This is a genomic window from Streptomyces sp. O3 (genome assembly GCF_054788135.1).
Window position 1 is genome coordinate 56,472 of record NZ_JBTVYK010000016.1, and the last position, 25,537, is coordinate 82,008.

22 protein-coding genes are annotated in these 25,537 nt (G+C 72.7%); 6 read left to right on the top strand and 16 right to left on the bottom strand.

Features of this window, described 5'->3' with window-relative positions; all coding sequences use genetic code 11:
* Positions 1-48: 48 nt before the first annotated feature.
* Both ACX6XY_RS10640 and ACX6XY_RS10645 read right to left on the bottom strand, forming a co-directional pair.
* On the bottom strand, positions 49-1,845 hold the full coding sequence (locus ACX6XY_RS10640) for a SpoIIE family protein phosphatase (RefSeq protein WP_460328572.1): 1,797 nt from the start codon (positions 1,843-1,845) through the stop codon (positions 49-51).
* A gap of 181 nt (positions 1,846-2,026) precedes the next feature.
* On the bottom strand, positions 2,027-2,515 hold the full coding sequence (locus tag ACX6XY_RS10645; RefSeq protein ID WP_460328682.1) for a hypothetical protein: 489 nt from the start codon (positions 2,513-2,515) through the stop codon (positions 2,027-2,029).
* Between the two features lie 173 nt (positions 2,516-2,688).
* Here ACX6XY_RS10645 and ACX6XY_RS10650 point away from each other — a divergent pair, with 173 nt between their 5' ends.
* Positions 2,689-4,800: a hypothetical protein gene (locus ACX6XY_RS10650; RefSeq protein ID WP_460328575.1), complete on the top strand. Its 2,112-nt coding sequence runs from the start codon at positions 2,689-2,691 to the stop codon at positions 4,798-4,800.
* Here ACX6XY_RS10650 and ACX6XY_RS10655 read toward each other — a convergent pair.
* The 3 genes from ACX6XY_RS10655 to ACX6XY_RS10665 all read right to left on the bottom strand — a co-directional run bounded on the left by ACX6XY_RS10655 (position 4,770) and on the right by ACX6XY_RS10665 (position 9,369).
* The gene (locus ACX6XY_RS10655) at positions 4,770-6,569 is read right to left on the bottom strand and encodes a CDP-glycerol glycerophosphotransferase family protein (protein WP_460328577.1); all 1,800 of its coding nucleotides are present in this window, start codon (positions 6,567-6,569) and stop codon (positions 4,770-4,772) included. The genes ACX6XY_RS10650 and ACX6XY_RS10655 overlap by 31 nt on opposite strands.
* Positions 6,570-6,822: 253 nt before the next feature.
* A complete protein-coding gene (gene aceB, locus ACX6XY_RS10660; RefSeq protein WP_460328580.1) occupies positions 6,823-8,445 on the bottom strand; it encodes a malate synthase A in 1,623 nt (540 codons plus the stop codon).
* A gap of 294 nt (positions 8,446-8,739) precedes the next feature.
* Entirely contained in the window at positions 8,740-9,369 is a 630-nt protein-coding gene (locus tag ACX6XY_RS10665) for a nucleotidyltransferase family protein (RefSeq protein ID WP_460328582.1), read from the bottom strand.
* Between the two features lie 142 nt (positions 9,370-9,511).
* Here ACX6XY_RS10665 and ACX6XY_RS10670 point away from each other — a divergent pair, with 142 nt between their 5' ends.
* Positions 9,512-10,033, top strand: coding sequence for a universal stress protein (locus ACX6XY_RS10670; protein ID WP_460328584.1), 522 nt, complete (start codon positions 9,512-9,514; stop codon positions 10,031-10,033).
* A gap of 76 nt (positions 10,034-10,109) precedes the next feature.
* On the opposite strand, the gene ACX6XY_RS10675 is transcribed toward ACX6XY_RS10670, so the two are convergent.
* Complete coding sequence (locus ACX6XY_RS10675; RefSeq protein ID WP_460328586.1) at positions 10,110-10,925, bottom strand: IclR family transcriptional regulator; 816 nt, start codon at positions 10,923-10,925, stop codon at positions 10,110-10,112.
* Between the two features lie 374 nt (positions 10,926-11,299).
* On the opposite strand from ACX6XY_RS10675, the gene allB reads away from it, so the two are divergent.
* Positions 11,300-12,637 carry an allantoinase AllB gene (gene allB, locus ACX6XY_RS10680; protein WP_460328588.1) on the top strand — a complete coding sequence of 446 codons (1,338 nt, stop codon included), beginning with the start codon at positions 11,300-11,302 and terminating at the stop codon, positions 12,635-12,637.
* Positions 12,638-12,641: 4 nt separating this feature from the next.
* A complete protein-coding gene (gene alc, locus ACX6XY_RS10685; RefSeq protein WP_460328590.1) occupies positions 12,642-13,757 on the top strand; it encodes an allantoicase in 1,116 nt (371 codons plus the stop codon).
* 97 nt (positions 13,758-13,854) lie between these two features.
* Here the strand turns inward: alc and ACX6XY_RS10690 are convergent, their stop codons facing one another.
* From ACX6XY_RS10690 to ACX6XY_RS10735, 10 genes are all read right to left on the bottom strand, one after another.
* Positions 13,855-14,265, bottom strand: a complete 411-nt coding sequence (locus ACX6XY_RS10690; RefSeq protein ID WP_460328592.1) for a hypothetical protein — start codon at positions 14,263-14,265, stop codon at positions 13,855-13,857.
* Positions 14,266-14,425: 160 nt separating this feature from the next.
* Positions 14,426-14,809: a hypothetical protein gene (locus ACX6XY_RS10695; RefSeq protein WP_460328594.1), complete on the bottom strand. Its 384-nt coding sequence runs from the start codon at positions 14,807-14,809 to the stop codon at positions 14,426-14,428.
* A 72-nt stretch (positions 14,810-14,881) separates the two neighbouring features.
* The gene (locus ACX6XY_RS10700) at positions 14,882-15,313 is read right to left on the bottom strand and encodes a hypothetical protein (protein ID WP_460328597.1); all 432 of its coding nucleotides are present in this window, start codon (positions 15,311-15,313) and stop codon (positions 14,882-14,884) included.
* Complete coding sequence (locus tag ACX6XY_RS10705; protein WP_460328599.1) at positions 15,310-16,020, bottom strand: vWA domain-containing protein; 711 nt, start codon at positions 16,018-16,020, stop codon at positions 15,310-15,312. The genes ACX6XY_RS10700 and ACX6XY_RS10705 overlap by 4 nt, the downstream gene beginning before the upstream one ends.
* Positions 16,021-16,034: 14 nt before the next feature.
* Positions 16,035-17,174 carry a protein kinase domain-containing protein gene (locus ACX6XY_RS10710; RefSeq protein ID WP_460328602.1) on the bottom strand — a complete coding sequence of 380 codons (1,140 nt, stop codon included), beginning with the start codon at positions 17,172-17,174 and terminating at the stop codon, positions 16,035-16,037.
* Positions 17,171-18,361, bottom strand: coding sequence for a serine/threonine protein phosphatase (locus tag ACX6XY_RS10715; protein WP_460328604.1), 1,191 nt, complete (start codon positions 18,359-18,361; stop codon positions 17,171-17,173). The genes ACX6XY_RS10710 and ACX6XY_RS10715 overlap by 4 nt, the downstream gene beginning before the upstream one ends.
* Positions 18,358-19,638, bottom strand: a complete 1,281-nt coding sequence (locus ACX6XY_RS10720; RefSeq protein ID WP_460328606.1) for an SPFH domain-containing protein — start codon at positions 19,636-19,638, stop codon at positions 18,358-18,360. Before ACX6XY_RS10720 ends, ACX6XY_RS10715 begins: the two co-directional genes overlap by 4 nt.
* A gap of 44 nt (positions 19,639-19,682) precedes the next feature.
* The gene (locus ACX6XY_RS10725) at positions 19,683-21,929 is read right to left on the bottom strand and encodes an NACHT domain-containing protein (protein ID WP_460328608.1); all 2,247 of its coding nucleotides are present in this window, start codon (positions 21,927-21,929) and stop codon (positions 19,683-19,685) included.
* Between the two features lie 70 nt (positions 21,930-21,999).
* Positions 22,000-22,395 (bottom strand): hypothetical protein, encoded by a 396-nt coding sequence (locus ACX6XY_RS10730; protein ID WP_460328610.1) that lies wholly within the window; start codon positions 22,393-22,395, stop codon positions 22,000-22,002.
* Between the two features lie 189 nt (positions 22,396-22,584).
* The gene (locus ACX6XY_RS10735) at positions 22,585-23,331 is read right to left on the bottom strand and encodes an SDR family NAD(P)-dependent oxidoreductase (RefSeq protein WP_460328611.1); all 747 of its coding nucleotides are present in this window, start codon (positions 23,329-23,331) and stop codon (positions 22,585-22,587) included.
* Between the two features lie 168 nt (positions 23,332-23,499).
* Between ACX6XY_RS10735 and ACX6XY_RS10740 the strand changes: the two genes are divergently transcribed.
* Complete coding sequence (locus ACX6XY_RS10740) at positions 23,500-24,111, top strand: dihydrofolate reductase family protein (protein ID WP_460328614.1); 612 nt, start codon at positions 23,500-23,502, stop codon at positions 24,109-24,111.
* A gap of 121 nt (positions 24,112-24,232) precedes the next feature.
* Positions 24,233-25,519 carry a sensor histidine kinase gene (locus ACX6XY_RS10745; RefSeq protein ID WP_460328616.1) on the top strand — a complete coding sequence of 429 codons (1,287 nt, stop codon included), beginning with the start codon at positions 24,233-24,235 and terminating at the stop codon, positions 25,517-25,519.
* Positions 25,520-25,537: the final 18 nt, after the last annotated feature.

The window sequence follows — 25,537 nt, forward strand, 5'->3', positions numbered from 1 at the left end:
GCGGCTGAACGCCTGTCGCTTGTCGCTGACCGGGGCTGCCACCGGGTGTCACGGGATGTTCTGTTCCGCCCAGACGACCTTGCCCGTCGCCGTGCGGCAGGAGCCCCATCTGCGGCACAGCATGTTGATCAGCTGGAGGCCGCGGCCGCCCTCGTCGCTGACGTCCGCGTGCTGGATGCGCGGCAGGTCAGGGCCGGTGTCCGAGACCTCGACCACCAGGCGTTCGGTGCGCAGCAGCCGGAGTTGCCCCGGACCGCCGCCGTAGCGCAGGGCGTTGCCGACGAGTTCGCTGACGACGAGTTCGGTGACGTCCGCCAGGTCGGCCAGATCCCACAGCTGGAGCTGCTCGGTGACCAGCTTGCGCGCGGCGGAGGCCGCCGCGCCGCCCGATGGGAGGTCCCAGACCCGGAGGGCGACGTCTTCGGGATCGGCGCCCGCCGCGACCAGGAGCACGGCCTCGTCGAAGCGGCCCTCGGCGTCCGCGGCCGGGGTGAGCAGGGCGCAGTCGTCCAGCCGCTCCGGCGTCATCCCCGCGGCCCGCGTCCGCAGCCGGGCCAGTTGGGCGTCCACGTCGTCGGTGCGGTTCTTGACCAGGCCGTCCGTGTACAGGACCAGCCTGCTGCCCACCGGACCCGGCAGCCGGACCGGGTCGTACGGGATGACCCCGGCCCCGAGCGGCGCGCCGGTCGGCACGTCCACGTACGACGGCGTGCCGTCCGGGCCGAGCAGCAGCGGCGGCGGGTGTCCGGCGCTCGCCAGGGTGTAGCTGGCGTCGGCGGGGTCGTAGACCGCGCACAGGCAGGTGGCGACCTGTTCGTCCTCCAGGTCACGGGTGGCCAGGTCGAGCCGGGCCAGCACCCGGTCCGGGGCGATGTCCAGGGTCATCAGGGTGCGGGCGACCGCCCGCAGCCGCCCCATGGTGGCGGCCGCGGGGAGGCCGTGGCCCATCACGTCGCCGACCACCAGGGCTGTGCGGCCGCTGGGCAGGGCGACCACGTCGTACCAGTCGCCGCCGACGCCGCGCGCGTCGAACGCGGGCGCGTAACCGGAGTGCACCCGCAGGCCGGGTGTGTGCGGCGTGGCGCGCGGCAGCAGACTGCGCTGGAGGGAGAGGACGTGCTCGCGTTCCCGGCTGTACAGCCGGGCGTTGTCGATGAAGACCGCCGCCTTGGCGGCGAGCTGCTCGGCCAGCGTGAGGTCGGCGGGGGTGAGGGGCGGGCTGTCCCCGGCCCGTACGAAGTCGGCCGTGCCCAGCAGCACCCCGCGCGCGATCAGGGGCACCGCCATATAGCTGTGGACGCCGGTCTCGCGCATCCGCTCGGCCGCGCTGTCGGTGGGCGCGATGCGCGTGAGGTCCTCCTCGGTCATCCGGCTGATCAGGACGGACTCGCGATGCTTCAGGAGGCGGCTGATCAGCCGGGTCGCGCCGTGGTAGATGGTCCGGTCGACGATCTCACCCACCGGGGAGGGCTCCAGCGAGGTCAGCGCGTCGACGGCGTGCACCGCCATCGCCCGCATGATGGGGATGTCGCCGAGATCGCGCTGGCCCTCCTCACCGTGCAGGACGGACTCCAGCAGATCCACGGCGGCGCCGTCGGCCAGTCGGGGGACGCAGAACTCTGCCAGCTCCTGCGCGGTGCGCTCCAGATCCAGCGAGGTGCCGATCCTGGTGTCCGCGGAGTTGAGCCAGCTGAGGCGGCTGTGGGCGCGGGCCTCGTCGCCGGCGGCACCGGGCGCGCGGGCGGCGCGGCGGCTCAGCCGCCGGACGGCGGCGCGCTGGCCGGACGCGACGCCCTGTGCGCCGAGGCGACTGGTCAGGCGCCGCGCGCGGCTGCCGCCGTTCACCGTGCGGACCCTCCCATCGCGTCATGGGAGGCTCGCTGCCGTGAACGGTGTTCTGGTCACCCGCGCGGTGGTCTGCCGGGTGGTTCGCGGCCTGCCCGTTTGCCGAGATCGCCATGGTAATCGCGTCCGTCGCGATTGACCCCCGCGTCGCACCGGAATTCCTCGGCGCGCGGGCCGCCGCTCACCGCGCCGCCCACTGCCTGAGCAGGGCTTCGCGCCTGGCCCGGCCGGGCGTACCGGCCGGATGCGTACGAGCCCAGTCGGCGAGCCGGGAGGGACACGCCGAGCCGTCCGCGAACCGGTCGAGCAGGGTGTGCGAGAGGGTGATCTCGGCGCGTCCGTAGCCCGCCGCTGCCGCGCTGGCGACCGTCAGTTCCCGGCCGCCGTCGGCCGTATCGACGCACACGGTCATGGCGGGCGGCTCGTCGATGCCGCCGAACACCGCGGAGAGCAGCAGCGTCCCCGCCAGCGACAGACGTCTGCGGACAGCCGACCGCAGCGGGACGTCCCGCACGGCTACCCCGCGGACCTCCGCCCAGGGCCAGCCGCCGACCTGCTCGTGCCCGACGCTGTCCAGCCCCGCGTCGGTCACCAGGACGGCGCGGCCGAGCAGGTCGGGCGGTGCCCCCAGGTACACGGCGTCCCCCGTGATCCAGAACAGGCCGACCATCGCCACAGCTGACTCCCCGCTTCCCCGCTCCGCCCCGTGCGCGCGGCGCGACGCCTGCACGCGCGGGACCTGATTCCGTCGAACTTCCGCGGGACTGCGGGCTGATGCCCGTAAAGCCCGCGAAAGTCGGTAGCGTACGGGGAGGACGCGCAGGGGAATCCAATGGGGGCGGGATGGGCGCCGAGGGTGTGCGGAACGAGTTCGGCGGAACCGCGGGCGGGAACGTCGTCCAGGCCGGGACGATCGGCGACGTACATCTCGCGGCCGTGCCGCCGCCGCCTCCGGTGACCCCGCGCCAAGTCCCGCGCGGCCCCGCCGCCTTCGTCGACCGCGCCGACGCGCTCGGTTCGATCGACGGCGGCCCCGGCCTCACGGTACTCAGCGGACTGCCCGGCATCGGCAAGAGCGCGGTCGCCCGCAGCTGGGCCGAACGCCGCCGGGAGAGCTTCCCCGGCGGCGACTTCTACATCGACTTCGCCGAGCTGCGCCGCCAGCGGGGCGGCGCCGACGTCTCGGCGGGCGTGAGCGGCTGCCTGCGCGCCCTCGGCGTCGCGGACGCCTATCTGCCGCCGACACTCGGCGAGTTGAGCGCCCTCTTCCGCAGCAGGACGGCGGACCGGCCGGTGCTGGTGGTCCTCGCCAACGTCACCGAACCCGCCCAGGTCAGGGCACTGATTCCGGGCGGTCCCGGCAGCGTCGTGCTGGCTACCAGCCAGGACCGGATGGCCGAACTCATCCTGGACGGCGCGCAGTTGATCACCCTGGAGCCGCTCCCTGCCAAGCACGGGCGACGGCTGATCGGCGAACTCTGCGGTGCGCGCCGGGTGGCCGATGAGCCCGAGGCCGCGGACCGGATCGTCGCCTACTGCGCGGGACTGCCCGTCGCCCTGCACGTCGCCGCCGCCCGGCTGCTCAGCGCCCGGCGGCTGACCCTGGCCGCGCTCGCCGACGAACTGGCCGACGAGCAGCGCCGTCTGGACGCTCTGCGCACCGGAGGGGAGAAGCTGGTGACCGCCGTCTTCAACGTCGCCTATGACGGGCTCGCTCCCGCCGCCGCGCGGATGTACCGTCTGCTCGGCGTGTATCCGGGACTCAGCTGGGACACCGCGAGCGCCGCCGCCCTCGCGGAGCTCCCCGAAGCCGAGGCCGCCGAACTCCTCGACGTGCTCGAGGACGCCAGCCTGATCGACGGCGCGGCGGACGGACGCTATGCCTTCCACGCTCTGGTACGCCTGCACGCCCGCCAGCGCGCCGAGGCCGAGGACGCCGCCGAAGCGCGGGCCGCGGCGGTACGGCGGGCGGTCGACCACCTGCTGGACCTCGCCGCGTACGCGGATCTCGCCTTGCTGGGCGGCCGGTTGCGGGCCGGGGCCTACGCCGAGCGGGTGACGGGAGACGGGCCCTTCGCGGGGAAGGCCGAGGCGCTGGAGTGGCTGGACAGCCGACGGGGCGAACTGCTCGCCGCCGTGCGCGCGGCCGCCGCCGGTGGGCTGCGACGGCAGACCGCCGACCTCGCCGAGGCGCTCACCGCGCTGTATCTCAACCGGCGTTACCTCGCCGACTGGGTGGAGTCCGGCGAACTCGGCGTCCGTGCCGCCGTCGACGGCGGCGACCCGGCCGTCGAGGCGCGCCTGCGCTGTCTGCTGTCCCGCCCGCTGCTCGACCGGGGCGAGGACGAGCGGGCGCGGGCCGAGCTCGAAACCGCCGTCGAACGCGCCGACGCGAGCGGGAACCTGCTGTTGCGCGCCTCCGCCCGCGAGTTCTACGGGCGCTACTGGGACCGGCACGACGGCGAGCGCGCCATCGCCGTGTACGCGGAGGCGCTCGACCTCTACCACCGGCACGGCGATCCGCGCGGCATCGCGATCGGGCTCTACTTCACGGGGTGCGCGCAGGACGCGGCCGGGCGGCACACCACCGCGCTGGCCACCCTGCGGGACGCGTACGCGCGCTTCATGGCGATCGGCGAGCACGGCGACCGGCGGATGGGCGCGCGGGCGAAGGCCGCCGTCGGCGCCTGCCTCGGGAACCTGGGGCAGGGCGAGCAGGCCGTAGCCGAGCTGACCTCGGCGGTGAAGATGCTGCGCGAGACCGGGGCCGTGCACTACGAGGCTCCGGCCCGCGAGCGACTCGCCGACCTCGCGGGGGAGCGCGGTGAGCATGGGGCTCGGCGGGAGCATCTGCTGCGCGCGCTGGAGATCTACGAGCAGGGCGGCAGCCCGCGCGCCGACGGGGTACGCCGGAGGCTGGCGGCTCAGGGACCGGGGGCGGCAGCGGCGGAGTGAGGGGGAGCGGAGGGAGGAGGGGGGAGCGGGCGCAGGGCGACGTCCTCCTCGCGGCCCGCCCAGACGAGCGTCAGACAGGGCCCCCACAGGCCTCGCGCCCCACCCGTACCGGTGCCGGCTCCGATGTCGGTGCCCGCGCGCAGGCACGCGTACACGACCGAGGCGAGCACCTCCGGGTCGGTCACCGGGCCGGTCGCTGACACCTCGACCGTACGGCCGTCGGCGAGCCCCACCCGGCAGCCGCCGCCCGCGACGGCCGCGGCGGCGAGCAGCGCTCCGGGGTACCGGGCGTGCGTGTCCGCGATCCAGCGCGCGGCCTCGACCGCCGTACGGGCCGGGGAACTCCGCACGAGCACGGAGGCGCTCTCGACGGTCTCCTGGGCGTGCGCGTCGTCGGTGCTGGACAGATGCCGGAAGCCGGGGAGGCCGTCGCGGAGTGCGTCCCGTGGTGTGTCCCGTGGTGCGTCGATCAGGTGCCGGACGGCCGCCGGGTACCGCTCGACCGTGACGCGTTCCGCGCCTGGTTCGCCGTCCATACGGGTGAGGACGACGGACGCGTGGCCGTCGGGGCCGGTCATGGGGGCCGGGTGCGGATCGGCCGGGGCCAGGCCGCGGGCGGCCCGTGCGGGCTGGCCGGCCGGCGTGGGCAGCCTCAGCAGGTCGTAGAGCGTCTCGCGCAGTCGGCTCAGCGCCTGTCCGGGCACGGCGAGCGCGCGCTGGCCCAGTTTGCGGAGCCGGTCGGCGTCGTGGGCGTCGAGCGCCCGCTCCAGCTGGGGGCGCAGGGGCGTGTGCGGGTCGAGGTGCGGGGCGATCCGCCCCAACTCCCGCATGGGGGTGCCGGATACGACCTCGTGCTCACCGAACGCGCCGAGCAGCAGGGGCGTGCCGACGGCCGCCCCGTAGAAGGTGACCGAACCGTGGTCGCCGATCAACAGGTCACTGGCGAGCAGGGTCGCCTGCCAGCCCGCGTCCGGGGGTATCCGCAGCAGGCCGCTGGCCAGGGCCGAGCCGAGCACGTTCTCCAACTGGAAGAGGCCGTGCGCGGCGATGACGTTGGGGTGCGTGACCAGGGCGACGGCGTACTCGTCTCGGGGGAGCTCGGCGAGCAGGCGGGCGGGCAGCGAGGCGTCCCGGCCGATCACCGAGTGCTCGCGCCAGGTGGAACTGAGCATGACCAGGCGGCGGCCCTCCGGGACGCCGAGCGCGGCGCGGTATCGCGCGCGCAGGGCCCGGCCTTCGATGAGGGCGTCGAAGCAGGGGTCGCCGACCAGGACCGTGCGCCCGGCCGCGGCGGGATGGGTGGCGCGCAACTGGTGGGCCTGGTCCGGATGCGAGATCGCCAGCCGGGCGCGCCCGCTGCGCAGCAGGGCCTCGGGGACGACTCCGGCCAGCCGGTCGTGCGGGCCGCGCGCGTCGGGTACGTGCTTGTGGAAGCCGACGCCGTGCGGGAGTACGAGGACGGGGGCGTCGCCGTGGTCCACCAGGTCGGCGTTCTCGGTGGCCGTGACGATCAGGTCGGCGTGCGTGTGGGGGAGTTGGTCCCAGGGCAGGACACGGGCGCCGAGCGCGCGGAGCAGGTCGTGCACGCCGTCGTTGAACGCGGAGGTGGGGTCGTACGCGAACACGACGTCGACGCGGGGGTCGTCGCGGAGTACGGGACGCAGTACGTCGACGACGCGGACGGTGGAGGTGACGGTACGGGCCACGGCGACCAGCAGCCGCTCGCCGCGCAGGGTACGCCAACGTTCGGCGTCATCACCAGCGGGCACCCGAAGCCAGGGCAACTCGCGGCTCGCGGCTCGCGGCTCGCGGCTCGCGGCTCGCGGCTCGCGGCTCGCGGCTCGCGGCTCGCGGCTCGCGGCTACTGTGCCTCTAGCAGCGATCACAGATTGCGTCAACCCCCTGTGCGTCCCGTCGCCCCACCCCGTGGCGCAGCCCACCGTACGACACCGGCCGCGCCGTGCGGGGACGACTGTGCCCCGCCGGTCGGCCGGCGGGGCACAGGGTGCGGCGTACGCGAGGTCAGCCGACCAGCTGCTCGTACGCGGGCAGGGTCAGGAAGTCCGCGTAGTCCGCGTCCAGCGAGACCTGCAAGAGCAGGTCGTGCGCCTGCTTCCAGTTGCCCGCCGCGAACGCCTCCTCGCCGATCTCCGCGCGGATCGCGGCGAGTTCCTCGGCCGCGACCTCGCGGACCAGTTCGGCCGTGGCCAGCTTGCCGTTCTCGAAGACGACGCCCGCGTTGATCCACTGCCAGATCTGCGAGCGCGAGATCTCGGCCGTGGCCGCGTCCTCCATCAGGTTGAAGATGGCGACCGCGCCCAGGCCGCGCAGCCACGCCTCGATATAACGGGTGCCCACCTGGACCGCGTTGCGCAGCCCGTCGAACGTCGGCTTGGCGTCCAGCGAGTCGATGGCGATCAGATCCTCCGCCGCCACCGAGACGTCCTCGCGCAGCCGGTCCTTCTGGTTCGGCTTGTCGCCGAGCACCGCGTCGAACGAGGCCATCGCGATCGGCACCAGGTCCGGGTGGGCGACCCAGGAGCCGTCGAAGCCGTCCCCGGCCTCCCTGTCCTTGTCGTTCTTGACCTTCTCGAAGGCGACCTTGTTCACCTCGGCGTCCCGCCGCGACGGGATGAACGCGGCCATCCCGCCGATCGCGTGCGCACCGCGCTTGTGGCAGGTGCGCACCAGCAGTTCGGTGTACGCGCGCATGAACGGGGCCGTCATCGTCACCGCGTTGCGGTCCGGCAGCACGAACTTGGCCCCGCCGTCGCGGAAGTTCTTGACGATCGAGAACAGATAGTCCCAGCGCCCCGCGTTCAGCCCGGCCGCGTGGTCGCGCAGCTCGTAGAGGATCTCCTCCATCTCGTACGCGGCGGTGATCGTCTCGATCAGGACGGTGGCGCGGACGGTGCCCTGCGGGATGCCGACGTAGTCCTGGGCGAAGACGAAGATGTCGTTCCAGAGGCGGGCCTCCAGGTGCGACTCGGTCTTCGGCAGGTAGAAGTACGGGCCCTTGCCGAGCTCGATCAGCCGCTTGGCGTTATGGAAGAAGTACAGGCCGAAGTCGACCAGCGCACCGGGCACGGCGCGGTCGCCGATGCGCAGGTGCCGCTCCTCCAGGTGCCAGCCGCGCGGCCGCATCACGACCGTGGCGAGCTCGTCGGCGGGCTTCAGGGCGTACGACTTGCCGGTGCGGGCGTCGGTGAAGTCGATCCGGCTCTCATAGGCGTCGATCAGGTTGAGCTGGCCGAGGATGACGTTCTCCCAGGTGGGAGCCGACGCGTCCTCGAAGTCGGCGAGCCAGACCTTGGCACCCGAGTTGAGGGCGTTGATGGTCATCTTGCGGTCGGTGGGACCGGTGATCTCCACCCTGCGGTCGTTCAGGGCCGCCGGAGCGGGCGCGACCCGCCAGGAGTCGTCCGCGCGGATCGCGGCGGTCTCGGGGAGGAAGTCCAGGGTCGAAGTGCGGGCGATCTCGGCGCGGCGCTCGGCACGGCGGGCGAGGAGCTCGTCACGCCGGGGCGTGAAGAGCCGGTGCAGCTCGGCCACGAAGGCCAGGGCCGCGTCGTTAAGGACCTCGTCCTGTCGGGGCAGGGGCTCGGCGTCGACGATGGCCAGCGGGGACGGCGCTGGTGCGGACATGAGCTGTCACTTCCTTCAGCGGGCGGTGCCTGGCGCGGCCGCCGGGGTGGCACTCGCCACGGCACGGCGTGCCGTGGGGGATTCACCGCTACGAGATGCGGTCGCGGGCGCCAACTACGGTCTGGGCGCTTCTGACCAGTGGATAGTAGATTTCTCATCGCGGAAGTTCAATGGTTTGTTGACGTCGAGATTCTTTTTATCGACAGATCGTGGCGCTGAGTGCCAGGCCCTTCACTCTCCGGGCCCGACCCCTGCGCCGTGCTGCGCGGCCGCTCTCCCCAGGGTGCCCCAGCTTCACGCCAGATGCCGCAGGTCGCCCGGTGTGTCGATGTCGTACGCCTCGGCGACGTCACCGCACTCGACGCGGGTGATCTCCGTCTCACGCTCCGCCAGATACGCCCGCGCTCCGCGGTCGCCGACCGCGCTCGCCCCGATCGCCGCCCAGTGGTCCGCGCCGAACAGCACGGGATGCCCGCGGGTCCCGTCGTACGCGGCGGCGGCGAGGCTCGCCGGTGAGGTGTACGCGCCCAGGACGCGGGCCACCGCGGCGGCGCCGATTCCTGGCTGGTCTACAAGGCCGACCAGTGCGGCCGCCGCTCCGGTCCGCGCCAGCGAGGCGAGCCCGACCCGGAGCGAGGACCCCATGCCCTGTTCCCAGTCCGGGTTGTCCAGCACGACGCACCCGGACAGGTCGGCGCGCTCTCGTACGTCCGCGGCCGACGCGCCCAGGACCACATGGACCGCCCCGCAGCCGCCCTCGCGCAGGACCCGCGCCGCGTGCTCCACCAGGGGGCGCCCCCGGTGACTGAGCAGGGCCTTGGGGCGGCCGCCGAGTCTGCGCCCGCCGCCCGCGGCCAGCAGGAGCCCCGCGATCAGCGGCGCGTCCGGAGCGTTCGGAGCGTTCGGAGCGTTCGGAGCGTTCATGGGTCCTGCATACCGCATGCAGCGACGGTTCAGTCCAGTTAGCTCGAATTGGCCCTACTGAGCGAGCCAATCGCCGCGAAAGACTCCGTCCATGGCCTGCGATTGGCCTTGACGGGTGTGTGGTGGAGGGAAGGAGTCAGAGATGAGTACGGACGTGCGCTGGGATGCCGGCCGGATCGTCGTCGGCGTGGACGGCTCACTCGCCGGAATGGCGGCCCTGCGTACGGCGGTACGGGAGGCCCGCGACGGCGGCCGTCAGGTCGTCGCCGTACTGGTCTGGGAGCCGCCCCTGGAGGAGGAGTTCACCCTGAGTGACCCCGAGCGGGTGTGGGCCGCGTACTGGGAGGAGCAGGCGCGGGGCCAGCTGGACCGGGCCGTCGACGCGGCGTTCGGCGCGAAGCCGCCGCCGGTCGCCATCGAGCGCCGGGTCGTACGGGACCGGGGGTTCCTGGACCGGCCGGGGCGCGCGCTGCACGCCGTGGCGGACCGGCCGGGCGATGTGCTGGTCATCGGCGCGGGGCGGGCGCGGGGCAGGGTGCGGCGCTATCTGGAGCGGCGGGCCAGCCGTCCGGTGCTGGTCGTACCGGCGCCGACGCTGTCGCGGTTCCCGCACGGTGTCCTGCGCCGCGCCGAGCACACTCCCCAGGTGCGCGCGGAGCTCTGACCGGGGCGGCGCGCACCCCCTGAAACCCTTGACCGGGCCCACCTCGCGGAGGCGGGCCCGGTCAGCGCGTCGAGCCTCAGGAACCGTTCGCCGCGCCCGTGGTGGAGAGCACGACCGACAGCTCGCGGGCCACCTCCTGGAGCACCGGGACGATCTTGTCTGTCGCCGCGTCCGTGACCCGCCCGGCCGGGCCCGAGATCGACACGGCGGCGGCGGTGGGGGAGTCGGGGATCGAGACCGCGAGGCAGCGGACCCCGATCTCCTGCTCGTTGTCGTCCACCGCGTACCCGCTCTCGCGGACGGTCTCCAGCGCGTCGAGGAAGCCCTCGGGCGTCGTGATCGTCTTCTCGGTCGCGGCCGGCATGCCGGTGCGGGCGAGCAGCGCCCGTACCTCGTCCGGCGGAGTGTGCGCGAGCAGCGCCTTGCCCACGCCGGTGGAGTGCGGCAGCACCCGGCGTCCGACCTCGGTGAACATCCGCATCGAGTGCTTGGAGGGCACCTGCGCCACGTACACGATCTCGTCGCCGTCGAGCAGGGCCATGTTCGCGGTCTCGCCGGTCTCCTCGACCAGCCGCGCGAGATACGGGCGCGCCCAGGTGCCGAGCAGCCGGGACGCGGACTCGCCGAGCCGGATCAGGCGGGGGCCGAGCGAGTACCGGCGGTTGGGCTGCTGGCGGACATAGCCGCAGGCCACGAGCGTACGCATCAGGCGGTGAATGGTCGGCAGGGGCAGACCGCTGCTCGCGGAGAGCTCGCTCAGGCCGACCTCGCCCCCCGCGTCAGCCATGCGCTCGAGCAGGTCGAAGGCCCGCTCGAGGGACTGCACTCCACCGCTGGCGGCGGGCTTGGACGCGGCGGCCTCGGTGGAGGCGTCGCTGGCGCTGGACGTCACGGCGCGGTCCTTTCGGTGCTGGCAGGAAATAGGCAGCCTACCGGGCGGTCCGGTTGCGGCGAGTGCCTCGGGGTGCGGGGATGTTCGCCGGTCAGCGCCCGTTTGTCCGGGTGTCGGCGGGGACGTACGCGGCTGGCTCCGGGAGCGCGTTTGTGGATACCTACGTTCTGTGATGCGAAAGGTAGATTCCACTTTGTGGAAATTGCCAAACGGGCCCGAGTGGCGTCCCGCGTCAGGCGCGGCTGCGATGGAGGGGTCTTGACGGACTCCGGTTCGAGGGGAAGACTCCTTCAACAGAACGTTGAATTCCGCTCTGTGGAACCACACGTCCAGCGCGCAGCGGAAGCGCACAAACGAACAAGAGAGGGGCTGGGGTGTCCGACGTAGAACTGGTACTGCGCTCGACGCGTGTCATCACCCCCGAGGGCACGCGCGCCGCATCGGTCGCCGTCGCCGACGGGAAGATCGCGGCCGTGCTGCCGTACGAGACCGAGGTGCCGCCCGGCGCCCGGCTGGAGGACTTCGGGGACGACGCGCTGCTTCCCGGCCTCGTCGACACCCACGTCCATGTGAACGATCCGGGCCGCACCGAGTGGGAGGGCTTCTGGACGGCGACCCGCGCGGCCGCCGCCGGGGGCATCACCACGCTCGTGGACATGCCGCTCAACTCGCTGCCGCCGACCACCACGGTGGCGAACCTCCGCACCAAGCAGGAGGTCGCCCGTCCCAAGGCGCACATCGACGTCGGCTTCTGGGGCGGCGCCCTGCCGGACAATGTGCAGGACCTCAAGCCGCTGCACGACGCCGGTGTCTACGGCTTCAAGTGCTTCCTGTCCCCCTCCGGCGTGGACGAGTTCCCCGAGCTCGACCGGGAGCAGCTCGCCGCGTCCATGGGCGAGATCGCCGGATTCGGCGGACTGCTCATCGTGCACGCCGAGGACCCGCACCAGCTGGCCGCCGCCCCGCAGAAGAGCGGCCCCAAGTACACGGACTACCTGGCCACCCGGCCGCGTATCTCCGAGGACACCGCGATCGAGGGCCTGATCGCCGTCGCCAAACGGCTCGGCGCCCGCGTGCACGTCCTGCACCTGTCCTCGTCCGACGCGCTGCCGCTGATCGCCGCCGCCAAGCGCGAGGGCGTCAAGCTCACCGTCGAGACCTGCCCGCACTACCTCACCCTGACCGCCGAGGAAGTCCCGGACGGCGCCAGCGAGTTCAAGTGCTGCCCGCCGATCCGTGAGGCGGGCAACCAGGACCTGCTGTGGGAGGCCCTGGCCGACGGCACCGTCGACTGCATCGTCACCGACCACTCGCCGTCCACGGCAGACCTCAAGACCGACGACTTCGCCACCGCCTGGGGCGGCATCTCCGGCCTCCAGCTCAGCCTCCCCGCGATCTGGACCGAGGCCCGCGAGCGCGGCCACGACCTTCAGGACGTGGTGCGCTGGATGTCCGAGCGCACCGCCCAACTGGTCGGCCTGGACCAGAAGGGCGCGATCGAGGCGGGCCGCGACGCCGACTTCGCGGTCCTCGCCCCGGACGAGACCTTCACCGTCGACCCCGCCGAGCTGCAGCACCGCAACCGCGTCACCGCGTACGCGGGCAAGACCCTGCACGGCGTGGTGAAGTCCACCTGGCTGCGCGGCCAGCGCATCCACCACGACGGCGGGTTCACCGAGCCCGCCGGCCGACTCCTCGAAAGGAAGAACTGACACCGTGACGGCGATCGAGACCTTCACCGGCGACGCGAGCCCCTACGGCGGCGGCGAGCCGTACGCCGACTACCGCACCGCCGAGTTCCCCTTCACCCAGTACGCCAACCTGGCCGACCGCCAGCTCGGCGCGGGTGTCATCGCCGCCAACGACGAGTTCTTCGCCGAGCGCGAGAACCTGCTCAAGCCCGAGCCCGGCGAGTTCGACCCCGAGCACTTCGGCCACAAGGGCAAGATCATGGACGGCTGGGAGACCCGCCGCCGCCGCGGTGTGTCGGCCGAGCGGCCGCACCCCACCGACGAGGACCACGACTGGGCCCTGGTACGCCTCGGCGCCCCCGGCGTGATCCGCGGCATCGTCATCGACACCGCCCACTTCCGCGGCAACTACCCCCAGGCCGTCTCGGTCGAGGGCGCCTCGGTCGCCGGTTCGCCGTCCCCCGAGGAGCTCATCGGCGACGACGTGAAGTGGACGACTCTGGTGCCGCGCACGCCCATCGGCGGCCACGCGGCCAACGGCTTCGCCGTGGACGTCGAGCAGCGCTTCACGCACCTGCGCGTCAACCAGCACCCCGACGGCGGCATCGCCCGCCTGCGGGTCTACGGCGAGGTCGCCCCCGACCCCGTGTGGCTCACCGCGCTCGGCGCCTTCGACGTGGTGGCGCTGGAGAACGGCGGCCAGGTCGAGGACGCGTCCGACCGCTTCTACTCGCCCGCCACCAACACCATCCAGCCGGGCCGCTCCCGCAAGATGGACGACGGCTGGGAGACCCGCCGCCGCCGCGACAAGGGCAACGACTGGATTCGCTACCAGCTGGTCCAGCAGTCCGCGTTCCGCGCCATCGAGATCGACACCGCCTACCTCAAGGGCAACTCGGCGGGCTGGGCCGCGCTCTCGGTCAAGGACGGCGAGGACGGCGACTGGACCGAGGTGCTGCCCCGCACCCGGCTGCAGCCCGACACCAACCACCGCTTCGTCCTGGACACCCCGGCCGTCGGCACCCACGTCCGCCTGGACATCTTCCCGGACGGCGGCATCTCCCGGCTGCGCCTGTTCGGCTCCCTGACCGAGAACGGCGCCGCCAAGCTGGCGGCCCGCCACCAGGAACTGGGCGGCTGACCACCACCGCCCCCGAACGCGCGAGCGCAGGGCCCCGCCGCCGGAGCGAGACACTCCGCCCGCGGCGGGGCCTTCGCCGTCCGACGGCGCGGAACGTTCACCTGGGGGACGGCTCCGGGGACAGCTCCTCCTGGCCGATCCGCGTGCCCGACTTGTAGATCGACACGGTGTCGCCGTGGATGCGGTAGCGGTACGGGGGGTTGCGTGCCTCGTAACCGTCGCTCGTCCGTCTGGCGGGCATGGCGATGCCCGGCTCACGACGGTCGCTGAACTCGCCGAAGTAGTACAGCGTGCCCGCCGGGGTGCGGCACAGCGTGATCTGTTTGTTGCCTGTACGGAATGCCTCGACCAACTCGGAGCCGTCGCCCGACGGCAGCTCGTCGGCGATGCGCGTCGGGCAGGAGGGGGCGGCGGCGGTGGGGCTCGCGTCGGCGTCGTCCGGCGTGCTGGAGTCGGAGCCGAGGCTGCCCAGCCAGCTGGTGACGGCGTAGAGGACCAAGCCGCCCACGACCAGGGCGGCCAGGCAGCTCGCGCAGCTGTTGTCCCCCTTGACCGGAGTCGGCGGTGGCGACCGGCGTGGCTCCGGGGCTGGGCGAGGTGGTGGGGTCGGGCGCGGAGCGGTGGGGGTGTAGCCCGTCGTGGCGCTGGGCGGCGGGTGGAAGAGGCCCTCAGCGGGGCGCGGGCTTGCCGTGGTGCGTGTCGGGCGTGTGGTGCGCGAGGAGCCGGTGGACGAGGGGCGCTTCGGAGCCGGCCGCTTCGGGGCGGACTTCTTGGCCGCCGGTCCCGAAGAGCCCGGCGAGCCCGGCGAGCCCGGCGAGCCCGCCGAGCCCGAAGCGCTCGGCGAAGGCCTCGGCTTCTTCGGCGTGGGCTTCTTGGGCCCTGGCTTCGCCGAGCCGCCCGACGGGGGTTTGGCCGAACGGGCCGGGGCTGGTCGTTTGGCCGCCGGGCGGGGAGCGGCCGAGGCGGGGGCGGGGCCTGGCCTGCGCCGGGTTCCGTAGCAGTTTCTGCAGCCCTTGTCCGCTGGATCGTTGAAGGTGTCGCAGTCCGCACATTGCCATCCGGCCGTCGCCGCCACCCCTGCTACTGCCTCTCCTGGTTCCGTGGGCCGAGAGCCCTGGCCCTGCTCAGTCGGTGTCGTGCTCGACCCGGTCCATGACCTCGTCGAACAGCGTCTCGGACGCGGGGCCGACAGGCGCCAGGACCCATCCGGCCGCCCTCGCGGGGATCCGGGCGAGCTCGGCGGACCCCTCTTCGTCGGCCTGCAGCTCCGGCACGCCGTGTTCGCGCCGCAGCCGGTCGAGGAGCTGGTCGGCGGCCTGGACGTGGACGGCCGGGATGTCGACTCGTACCACGATGAGGTCGGCCGCGTCGGGCGGCGGCGCACTCCTGAACCGGAACACCAGCCGGGCGGTGCCGTCGCCCGGACCGGGACGCAGGGACGCCTCGACACAGCGTTCGGCCTTGACGTCCAGAGCCGCCGCCTGGGACCAGCCAAGACCCAGGACGCCCTCGTCGTAGGCGAGCCGGAAACCGGCCCACTCCAGCCGCAGGGTCACAGACTGTTCGCGATCGTCTCGATGATCTCGTCCATCTCGAATTCCTCGAGGCCCTCGCCCGCCTTGGACTCGAAGTGCAAAGTGAGGTCCCACTCTTCGGAGATCGGATCCTTCCACGGCTCCTGGTCCGGAGCGAACAGGACGAGCCGCTTGGCCGACTGCTCCATGACGGCGGTCTGGCTGCGTGCGTACCCCCACTGTTCGAAGAGGTCGTCGATGTTGCGTGGGATGTTCGCCGGGTAGGTCTGCGCGGAGGAGCCCACGGCACCCAAGGGGTGGGCCGGGGCGTCCGTGAACATCACGATGACGTGGCGTCTGCGGTCGAGGCCCGTCTCCCAGGGCGAGTTGATGGCCAGGGCGAGCGCTTCGAGCCCTGACTCCGGGATGTCGCCGCCGCCGGTCGCGTCGATGCCGCGTACGAACTCTTCAAAGTCCGTGGCCTGGTCGGGCAGGCGCAGGAAGTCGGTCTGCTCGATCGCCGTCGCGGGATCGTCACCGAAGTCCCGGAACGCGATGGTCTTCAGGCGCAGCTGACTGATGGCCTTGCCCTTCTTCGCCATCACGTCGTTGAGGCGGTCGTGGAACTGCAGCGCGCTCGACTTCACGTCGTCGAGGACGGGGTACATGCTGCCGGTCGCGTCGATGCACAGCACGATGTCGACGGCGTACTGCAGATTGCCCTGGTACTGGTCGTTGGTGGAATTCATGGACGGCTCCTTGTTCAAGGTGCTTTGCGGTTCCGGCCACGGTCGCCCAGGTTGATGCGGACGCGCGAGTGCCGGGTAGTAGGCGGGGCGGCCGGGGCCGCTGAGGTGTCCGGCTCCGGGACAGCGGGCGGCGCGGGCTCGGCCGACGCGGGGCGGGGCACCCGTGGTGTGAGGTTGGTCCTCACCCGGCTCGTGCGAGGGCGCGTCCCGGAACTCTCCTCCGTGGACGGCTTCTTCGCTGCCGTCGAGCCGGGACGGCGGTGCTGGAGCGCGCACACCTTCGGGTCCGACAGGGCCTTGAGATATGTCGCCATGCGCGGGCGTCGCCGTGGGTCCGCGTGAGTCATGGCCCGCAGCAGCCCTTCGATCTCGTCCGACAGGCGCGGATCGAGACGCAGCCGCTCGCCCGCGTTGACGGCGGCGGCTGGCGAGTCGAACCCCGCGTCATGACGCGGGAGTTCACCCGTCAGGTAGAGGTGAGTCATCAGACCCAGCGCGAACACGTCCACGGCGACCGTCAGCTGACCGGGTCCGACGGAGCCGTCCTGCCGCAGATACCGGTGCCACTCCGGCGCTCCGTACAGGGAGTCGCCGGAGATGTCCTCGGGGGCGGGCGGGTTCCCCGCCACGTACGAGTCGTCGAAGTCGATCAGCTTCGCGGTGTGGAAGGCCGCGTCGTCACGCTTCTGCACCAGTACGTTGAGCGGCTTGAGGTCTCCGTGCACCACGTCGATGTCGTGCAGCTGCTTGAGGCTGCTGCCGAGGGTCTTCAGCAGCACCATCTTCTGGCGCGGCTCCAGCGCCTGCGGTTTCTCCAGACTGGAGGTGTCGATGCGCTCGGTGACCTTGTAGTAGGTGCTGCCCTCGTGGAAGAAGTCCGTGGCGAGCACGAGGTTTCCGGCGCCTGGGGCGTCGGGCCGCAGCCGCTTCATGATCGTGCGGTGTCGCTGCTCGAACTCTCGGGCGAGCTGGCGCCTGGCCTGCAGGCTCGGCGATTCACGTGCGTCGTCCTTGGGCCGTTTGGGCTCCAGGAACTGCTTGATGAAATACGCGACGCCGTCCTTCTCGGCGAAGGCCCAGATGCATTTCCCGCCGTTGGCGTTGGTGGGCGCGGTGGTGAGGCGGTAGCCCGCGATCACGTCCCCCTGCTTCATACGAACTCCTCCGGCGCGGGCGGCAGATATGACTCGTAGCCGTGGCGGTACGCCTGCCACGAATGGTCCTGCCACGTCCTGATCCGGGCCGCTGGCTGCCGCGGGTCCGTCGCGGGGTCCGGCGCGGTCGCGAAGGCGCTCGGTCTGCCGCGGTCCTGCTGGTCGGCCAACCGCGACAGGCGGGACTCGAAGCGTGACCGCAGATCGCCGAAGTCCGGGTAGCCGAGGGTCAGCAGCCCGAGCGACGCGTCATCGGCCGTGAAGGCCTCCACTTCGCGGCGGAGCAGGTGGGCCCATTCGGCCGGGCTGTCAGCCTGTCGCAGGGTGCGCAGCAGGAGGAGCTCAAAGTCGGCGGGTGTGTGAACGTAGCCGAAGAACCCGTCTGTCGCCGCGACGAGCACGCAGGGCGTCTGTAACCTCAGGTGGTGGGAGTCGACGGCGAATTCCCGGTCGGCACAGATGAGATTGGTCATCGGCGGGTCACTGCGCAGGAGTTCCAGTGCGTCGCTCTCCTGGGTGTGGTCGCGGGTGAGGACGTGCAACCCGCTTTCCGGTAGCAGCGCGTACGCCCGTGAGTCACCCGCCCACAGCGGGCGCAGCTCGACCTCCGCACCCCCAGGGGCGATCTGGTAGTGCACGCCCGCGAGTGTGGTCGGCAGCTGGCGGCGCATGGTGCCGCCGATCTTGCTGTGGCGCTGTGGCGCCTTGTGGAGGAAGTACGTCAGGTACTCGTGCAGCGACTGCGGTTGGGCGTCCTGGCGGCCCCGCGTCACATCGTGGAGCCAGCACTCGGTGGCGAGCCGGGCCGTGCGCGCGCCCACCCAGGCACCGGTGCGAGACGTGCCGTCAGGCGCCTGCCACGCCGGGGCCGCGCCCGCGCCACCCGAGCCGTCGAAGACGGCGAGCAGGCCCTGCCCGGACTCCCAGTGGTGCGCGATGAACGGCTCCGCGTCCTCGCCGCGTCCTGGTACCCGCTCGGTCCACACGGAAGCGGCCTGGAGCCACTCCCACCGCACGCCCCAGGCGAGCCGGGGCGGCGGGTGCCCGGATGCCGGGGGTTCGCCGGGTACCGGGGGCATGCCGGGTGCGGAGGGTCCGGGCGTGAGCGTCGCCGACCCGGTCCCGGACCACGTGGGACGGGGCCGGGGAGCCGGTTCGGCGCTGTGCTGGTGGCGCGGATGGTTCATCGTGGCTCCCTGCCAGGGCCGGTGTCCCGACGCTTGGCGGTGCCGCGCACCCGGCTCACCTTCGGCTTCGGTGCCTCGGTGGCGGCGGGGAGCGGGCGAGTGGCGCTGCCCGCAGGCGGCAACGGCTCGTCCTCGGGCGGTGCGTCGGAGACCGTACGCCGAGGGGGCGCGTCGGAGACCGTACGCCGATGGGGTGAGTCACGGTCGGCGTGCCGCCCGCGGTCCGGGGCGTCGTGCGCACCGGATCCGGGCGGGTCACCCGGCGCCGGGTCCCCGGAGGCCGTGTCGCGGAAGACCCGGCTGGCACCGCGTGCCCCAGGGCCCGCACCCCGCACGTCGCCCCTGTGGCCCAGGGCGTCGGGTTTCTCGGGTTCCCTCTCCGCGGGTTCGGGCGCGGCCGGTTCGAGGCTCCGGGACAGCGAGCCGCGCAGTCGTCCGCGCCGTGTCGCCGTCTCGAACAGGCCGTCCCCGTCACGCAGCACCTCGTGCAGGACCGCGCGCTCCAGCTCGGTCTGCTCGAACGGCTCCCGGTCGCTGTCGCCGCGCTCCAGGATCATCCGCATGACCTCGCGCCTGACCTCGCGCTTCTCGGCCTCGCCCTTCTCAATCCAGGCGAGCGCGGCGCGCGGCCCCTCCCGCTCCATGATCTCGGCGATCAGGCCGTCGACGCCCTCCTCGCGGATCATGTCGACGTGCCGGGCGCGCCGCATGCCCGCGAGCCTGGTCTCCCGCACCACATCCCTGAACTCACGCCCGCTGGCGGCGATCTCGTCCTCGTCGACCAGCAGCTCGACGTGGATGTTGCGCAGCCGGACGGCGTCGTCGCCGGAGAACGCGGCGAGCGCGGTGTTGAGTGCCTGCTCCGCCTCGTGGAACTCGGCGACGTCGTAGTCGCGCGCCACCTCCCGCAGGGTTCTGCGCAGATATCCGTACAGCGCGCCGCTCATATCGCGGATGCCACGGGCGACGATCCTCGCCGGGTCGGCGACCTTGCAGACGAGGTCCACGCGACTGCGGAAGGAGAACGTGGGGTCCCGGCTCAGCAGGGGGATGTCCAGTACGAGCCGGTGCTCGCCGAGGTCGACCGTGAAAACCGAGCGATAGCCGCCGTATCGCGCGGACGGGATCTCCTCCCCGCTGCGGATGGTGAGCGCAGGGCCGCTGTCCCGCACCAGAACCAGCGCGTGGCCGGGGTCCGGCGGTCGCAGCGGGCTGGTCAGCCGCCACTTGGGCGGTTCCGCGACCTCGAGGACCGGATCGTAGGTCTGTTCCTGCATGGTCTGTCCGCCACCTCGCTTTCTTGCGTCTACGGGTTCGAGGGTCAGATGCGGCCGCGCAGCCACAGCGCGTTCACCGACGGGTGGTCGCGGTCGTCCGCCCACTTGTCGAGCCACCACAGCAGCCGGTCACGGTGCTTGCCCGGCTGGTGGGCCACGTCGGACAGCAGCGCCGCGACGCGGTCCAGCCCACTGGGACACCGGGGCGCGTAGGTGTCGATCCACTCCCGCAGCGCGGGAAGCGCGGAGTCCTGCACCGGTCGCCTGGCCAGCGCCCGCGCCCACAACTCCGTGATCTGGTCCCGGTGCTCGGGCAGGGAGCTGAGCAGCAGGGGCACGCCCGGTACGCCCGACACCTCGGTCTCCGTGGAGGGCGGACGTTCGTACGGCTGGGAGACGGCGAAGACGAACGCGGAAAGCGTCTTGACGACCATGGGGGACAGGTCCTGCGCCTCGGACCAGTCCAGGTAGGCGTCCAGGAGCGTGCCCGCCTGCCCTTGGTGGATCAGATGGACGCCGCCCCAGGCCACTGAAGGGAGTGTGCCCCAGTCGTCGCCACGGTCGAGCGCGCTGTGCAGGACGGCGACGGCGCGGTGCGGTGCGGAGCGGCCGAGGAGCCCGCCCACCGCGTTCGCCGCGGTGCCCGCCAGGCGCCGCTGATAGGCGGAGCTACCGCCACGCGCCCATGAGTCCAGCAATTCCCAGACAGCCTCCGCCGATTCGGGCCGGCTGCCGGCCACGCCGAGCGCGGTCGCGGCGGCCTGCCGCGCGGGCCAGGACGTACCGCCCGCCCACCCGGTGAGGAATCGGTGCACCGCGTAGTGGTGGTCCGCCCAGGCGAGTACACCGGCGGCCACCGAGGCGCGGGCCCGTACCTCCAGGTCACGGTGGGCGAGCAGGCGGCGTAGCCACTCCAGGACGGCGTCGCGCCGCCCGTCGAGCGTGGTCCACGCGTGGACCAGGATCGCCTGACCGAGTAGCGCGTTGCGGAACCTGACGTGAGGCGGGCCGCCCGCGCCCAGTGGCCCGACGTCGCTGGACTCGAGCCGGATCCACTGCTGTTCATGGCCGAGCCGGTCGGCGAACCGCAGGTCGGGCGGGGCCGGTTCGGGCGGGGTCAGAGCGGTGTGCAACTTCACGGCGGCCTCGGCGACGGTGAGATAGCTGCTCCCCTCCAGCACGGCCGCGGCGAGCGCGAAGGCGACCGGCTCGCCGGAACGGTGCCGCTGAAACCAGGACCGGACCTGATCACTGGGGTCGCGCAGGGCCGCGACGGCCTTGGCGAGATCACCCTTCGTGGTAACCACCGACGCGAGGCGTGCGGCGTGTCGCGCGGCGGGCTGCTCGCGCAGGGCATCGACGGCTCTGACGCTCTCGAGGAGCCGGTGCAGCCGGTCCCGCACCTCGGGTTCGGGGGCGTGGCCGAGCACCCGTCGTTCCAGGATCGCCAGGGGGTCCGGTGGCGCGAGCGAGTGCCGGGCGAACATCTCCGTTCCCGCCGGGCTGGTGGCGGCGAGCGCGAGATCGTGGCCGCCGGTGACGACCATCAGGCAGCCGGCCGCGCGCAGCGCGGCGGCGACCGACCTCAGCTGACGGGCCCCGAACTCCCGTGCGCCCGCGATCCCGTCGTCGACCTCGACCAGGTAGCCGCAGTTCTTCGTGGGCGGCTCCCAGCCGGGCTCGGTGAGTACAGACGGGTCGAGCAGGCGGTGGCAGCCGCCGTCTCGGGCCCCGTTGAGCGCCGTGGCCTCGGACAGCAGATTGACGGCGGTTGCGGACCGTCCGCTGCCGGGTGGGCCGGTGAGAACGAGAAGCACCTGCTCGCGCAGGTCGTCGAGCGCTGTTCCGTACCCCTCGGGATGTACGAACAGTTCGGTGTACTCCTGGAGTTCGCCGCTGTCGAGCGCGGTCGTGGCGCCCGTGCCCCGGCCGGGAGCCGGGCCGCGCGAGGCCGTATGGAACCCGCCGCCGAAGCTGACGGTGTCGTTGAAGAGCGCGAGCGTGCCGATGCTGGTGCCCGACGCGTCGGCGTTCAGGCGTGCGGCGATGAGGTCGGCGATCGCGGAGGCCCGCTGTGCCTCGGACCGCTCAGCGGCATCAGGACCGGCGTCCGAGGCGAGCGAACGCAGCGCGTCCTGCTCGCTGACCGGCCCGTCGGACTCATCGCCGAGTGCGCGTGGTTCGGCCTTCGGGGACTCCGCTGACCGTGGCTCGGCGTCCGCTGGTGGGGCGGCGCCGGATTCTGCCGCACCGGCCGACGGCCGTGGTTCTGGTGTTGCTTCCTCACTCAAGGGCACTCGGTCTTCCAGGCTGGACGGAGACGGCGGAGACGACGGAGAGGTGGACGAACCGCGGCGGTGGCTACCCGACGTGCCAGTCGCCCTTGATCTCGACCTTCTCGTTGAACACCTGGGCGTTCTTGATCAGCGCGGCGCTGACCTGGGCGCCTCCGCCCTGGGCCGCCACAGCCTGGTCGACCGCGCGGCGCACCTCGTCCTCGAAGTCCCGGTCGCGCAGCATGTGGGCGGCGAGCAGCCGCTCCAACTCCCGCTGGGCGGACTCGTCTTCAGGCGCTCGGGTCACCTGGTCGAGGGTGTCCTCGGCAGCGGAGTCGCCGCGGAACCGTGCGCGGACGCGCTCGATCAGCCGCGCCCCGCCGTTCCACCCGGAACGCCCGGCTTCCTGGCCCGCGCTCTCCAACGCACCCTTGACCACGAGCGCGACGCCCGCGGCCGCGACGGCTGTTACCGGATCCATCCCATTCCCCACCCTCGCCCGAGGCCTGGCGGCACACGTGGTCTGGCCGGTCAATCTAGGCCAATCGCAGGGTGTGAGAGCGGTAGTTTCCGCGCAGCGGCCGAGAATGGCCGAAACTGAGCCACCGTCACCGTCTGTGGGGCGGCGGCTCGTTCGGCTGTATGTTCCGCCGCCGCGGCTATGCCGCAGCTACGCCGCGTGGCCGCCGTCGGCCGAGAGTTCGGTTCCGGTGATGTACGAGGCGTCGTCTCCGGCCAGATAGCCGATCAGGGACGCGACCTCGTCCGGGGAGCCGTAGCGGCCCAGGGCCGTCATCGCGCTCTGCGCCTCGGCGTACGGGCCGTCGGCCGGGTTCATGTCCGTGTCGACGGGCCCCGGATGCACGAGGTTCGCGGTGATCCCGCGCCCGCCCAGCTCTCGGGCGAGCGCCTTGGTCAGGCCGACCAGCGCCGCCTTGCTCGTCGCGTAGAGCGTTCCGCCGGGGCCCGGCACCCGCTGGGCCATGCAGCTGCCGACGCTGATGATCCGGCCGCCCCGCTCCAGCCGGGCGGCCGCGGCCTGCGAGGTCAGGAACACCGAACGCACATTGACGTCGAGCACCCGGTCGGCGTCCTCCAGCGTCAGGCTCTCCAGGGGGCTCAGGACGCCGACGCCCACGTTGTTCACCAGGATGTCCAGGCGTCCCAGCTCCATGACGGTACGCTCCACGGCCGCGGCGGCGGAACCGGCTTCGGCCGCGTCCGCCCGGATCGCGAGGCCGCGCCGCCCGGCCGCCTCGATCTTCCGTACGACCTCCTGGGCGGCCTCCGCGTCCTGTACGTAGGTGAGCGCCACATCGGCGCCCTGCTGGGCCAGCCGCACCGCGGTCGCGGCTCCCATGCCGCGGCTGCCGCCGGTGACCAGGGCCGTCTTGCCGGTCAGCGAGGTGGAAGACATCGTTGAACCTCTTTCGCGCATTCGCCTAAGTGCTTGCGGGTTCAAGGAAACCGTGGGGCGCGTGGGACGGCTGGCGGGAAACGGACATCGCGGTAGCGATGAGTTCGAGGCGGGCGGACGGTCAAAGTCAGTGAAAGCGTTCGCCGCTCCGCGAGAGAGGTACCGGCCATGAAGATCACCCTCACCGAGTTCGTCACCCTCGACGGCGTCTACCAGGCGCCCGGCGGCCCGGACGAGGACACCAGCGGCGGCTTCGAGCACGGCGGCTGGCTGTTCCCGTACGGGGACGAGGGCTTCGACCGCTTCAACCGCGAGCTCTACGACCAGGCGGACGGCTTCCTGCTGGGCCGCCGCACCTACGACATCTTCGCGTCCTACTGGCCGAAGCAGACCGACCCCGACGACCCGATCGCCTCTCGGCTCAACACACTGCCCAAATACGTCGCCACCACCACGCTGACCGGCTCCGACTGGCACGGCACCGAGCTGATCGGCCGCGCGGACCTGGTCAAGGAGGTCGCCGCGCTCAAGGAACGGCCCGGCCGCGAACTGCTGATCCACGGCAGCGGCCTGCTCACCCGGACCCTGCTGGCGCACGACCTGATCGACACCGTCCACCTGCTGACCTTCCCCGTCGTACTCGGCAGCGGGAAGCGGCTGTTCGCCGAGGGCGGCCTGCCGACCGCGTTCCGCCTCGCCGGGTCGCGTACGACCGCCGCGGGCACCGTCATCAGCACGTACGAGCGCGCGGGGCGGCCGACGTACGGGACGTACGAGTGACCGCCGCCCAGGGGCACGGCCGGGCGGGCAGACCCTGACCCCCGCCGACGCGGCGATCAGCGCCGCACCGCCGCACCGCCGCACGCCGCTCTCCCCGTTCGGCTGCGTAGATTGAACGACCATGAGTGGTGCGAAGCAGCCCGAGGCCCCGGTCGGCGCCCCGCCCTGGGAGCCGCCCTGGAAGGGGCGGGCCTACCCGTGGCTGCTCCCGTCCGCCGTCGCGGCCGAGCTGGACCCGGACCGGGCCAGGGGCGGCCGGGTCCGGCGTACCGCGCGCGACTGGCTGGTCGACTTCGTCTGCTTCCTCATCGCGGTCGTCGTGGGGCTGATCGCCGCCGACGAGCTGCGCGGACAGTCCCAGCCGTCGCCCGAGCTCATCGCCGTCGATCAGCTCGTCGGCGCGCTGGCCTGCGCCGCCGTCTGGCTGCGCAGGCGCTGGCCGGTGGGGCTCGCGGCGGCCCTGGTGGTCGCGGGCGTGGTGTCCGACACCTCCGGCGGCGCGGGCCTGATCGCCCTCTTCACGGTCGCCGTGCACCGGCCGTTCCGCTATGTCGCCTGGATCGCCGGAGCGGGCTTCGCCACGCTCCCGCTGGCCCTGTGGCTGCGGCCGCCCGACGACGCGCCGCCGTACCTCGTGACGGTCGCGTTCATCGTGCTGTTCACCGCCCTGGTCATCGGCTGGGGCATGTTCGTACGCTCCCGACGCCAGCTGCTGCTCAGCCTGCGCGACCGCGCCCAGCGCGCCGAGACCGAGGCGGCGCTGCGCGCCGAGCAGGCCCAGCGGCTGGCCCGCGAGGACATCGCCCGCGAGATGCACGACGTACTGGCGCACCGGCTCACGCTGCTCAGCGTGCACGCGGGCGGCCTGGAGTTCCGTCCCGACGCCCCCGCCGCCGAGATCGCCCGCGCCGCCGGTGTCATCCGGGACAGCGCGCACGAGGCGTTGCAGGACCTGCGCGAGATCATCGGGGTGCTGCGGGCGGGCGAGCCCGCACCCGGCGAGAGCGGCCGCCCGCAGCCGACCCTCGCCGCCCTGGACACCCTGGTCGCCGAGTCCCGCGCGGCCGGGATGCGGGTGGAGCTCGCGCGTCGCGTCGCCGATCCCGCCGCGGTCCCGGCCAGCGCGGGCCGCACCGCGTACCGCATCGCCCAGGAGGGCCTCACCAACGCCCGCAAGCACGCACCGGGCGCCCCGGTCACCGTCACGCTCGCCGGTGCGCCGGGCGACGGGCTGACCGTGGAGGTACGCAACCCGGCGCCGCCCGGCGAGGTGCCCAGGGTGCCGGGGTCGGGTCAGGGGCTCATCGGGCTCACCGAGCGCGCCACGCTCGCCGGAGGACGCCTGGAGCACGGGGCCGACGCCGACGGCGGGTTCCGCCTCACGGCCTGGCTGCCGTGGGGGCCGTGACTCCGCGCGCGCCGCGGG

What these genes read in the sequence shown, in the direction of transcription:
- ACX6XY_RS10645 (WP_460328682.1), bottom strand. Translation starts at nt 2,515, where the DNA reads ATGGTCGGCCTGTTCTGGATCACGGGGGACGCCGTGTACCTGGGGGCA.
- ACX6XY_RS10650 (WP_460328575.1), top strand. Translation starts at nt 2,689, where the DNA reads ATGGGCGCCGAGGGTGTGCGGAACGAGTTCGGCGGAACCGCGGGCGGG.
- aceB (WP_460328580.1), bottom strand. Translation starts at nt 8,445, where the DNA reads ATGTCCGCACCAGCGCCGTCCCCGCTGGCCATCGTCGACGCCGAGCCC.
- ACX6XY_RS10665 (WP_460328582.1), bottom strand. Translation starts at nt 9,369, where the DNA reads ATGAACGCTCCGAACGCTCCGAACGCTCCGAACGCTCCGGACGCGCCG.
- ACX6XY_RS10670 (WP_460328584.1), top strand. Translation starts at nt 9,512, where the DNA reads ATGAGTACGGACGTGCGCTGGGATGCCGGCCGGATCGTCGTCGGCGTG.
- ACX6XY_RS10695 (WP_460328594.1), bottom strand. Translation starts at nt 14,809, where the DNA reads ATGTGCGGACTGCGACACCTTCAACGATCCAGCGGACAAGGGCTGCAG.
- ACX6XY_RS10705 (WP_460328599.1), bottom strand. Translation starts at nt 16,020, where the DNA reads ATGAATTCCACCAACGACCAGTACCAGGGCAATCTGCAGTACGCCGTC.
- ACX6XY_RS10710 (WP_460328602.1), bottom strand. Translation starts at nt 17,174, where the DNA reads ATGAAGCAGGGGGACGTGATCGCGGGCTACCGCCTCACCACCGCGCCC.
- ACX6XY_RS10715 (WP_460328604.1), bottom strand. Translation starts at nt 18,361, where the DNA reads ATGAACCATCCGCGCCACCAGCACAGCGCCGAACCGGCTCCCCGGCCC.
- ACX6XY_RS10720 (WP_460328606.1), bottom strand. Translation starts at nt 19,638, where the DNA reads ATGCAGGAACAGACCTACGATCCGGTCCTCGAGGTCGCGGAACCGCCC.
- ACX6XY_RS10730 (WP_460328610.1), bottom strand. Translation starts at nt 22,395, where the DNA reads ATGGATCCGGTAACAGCCGTCGCGGCCGCGGGCGTCGCGCTCGTGGTC.
- ACX6XY_RS10735 (WP_460328611.1), bottom strand. Translation starts at nt 23,331, where the DNA reads ATGTCTTCCACCTCGCTGACCGGCAAGACGGCCCTGGTCACCGGCGGC.
- ACX6XY_RS10740 (WP_460328614.1), top strand. Translation starts at nt 23,500, where the DNA reads ATGAAGATCACCCTCACCGAGTTCGTCACCCTCGACGGCGTCTACCAG.
- ACX6XY_RS10745 (WP_460328616.1), top strand. Translation starts at nt 24,233, where the DNA reads ATGAGTGGTGCGAAGCAGCCCGAGGCCCCGGTCGGCGCCCCGCCCTGG.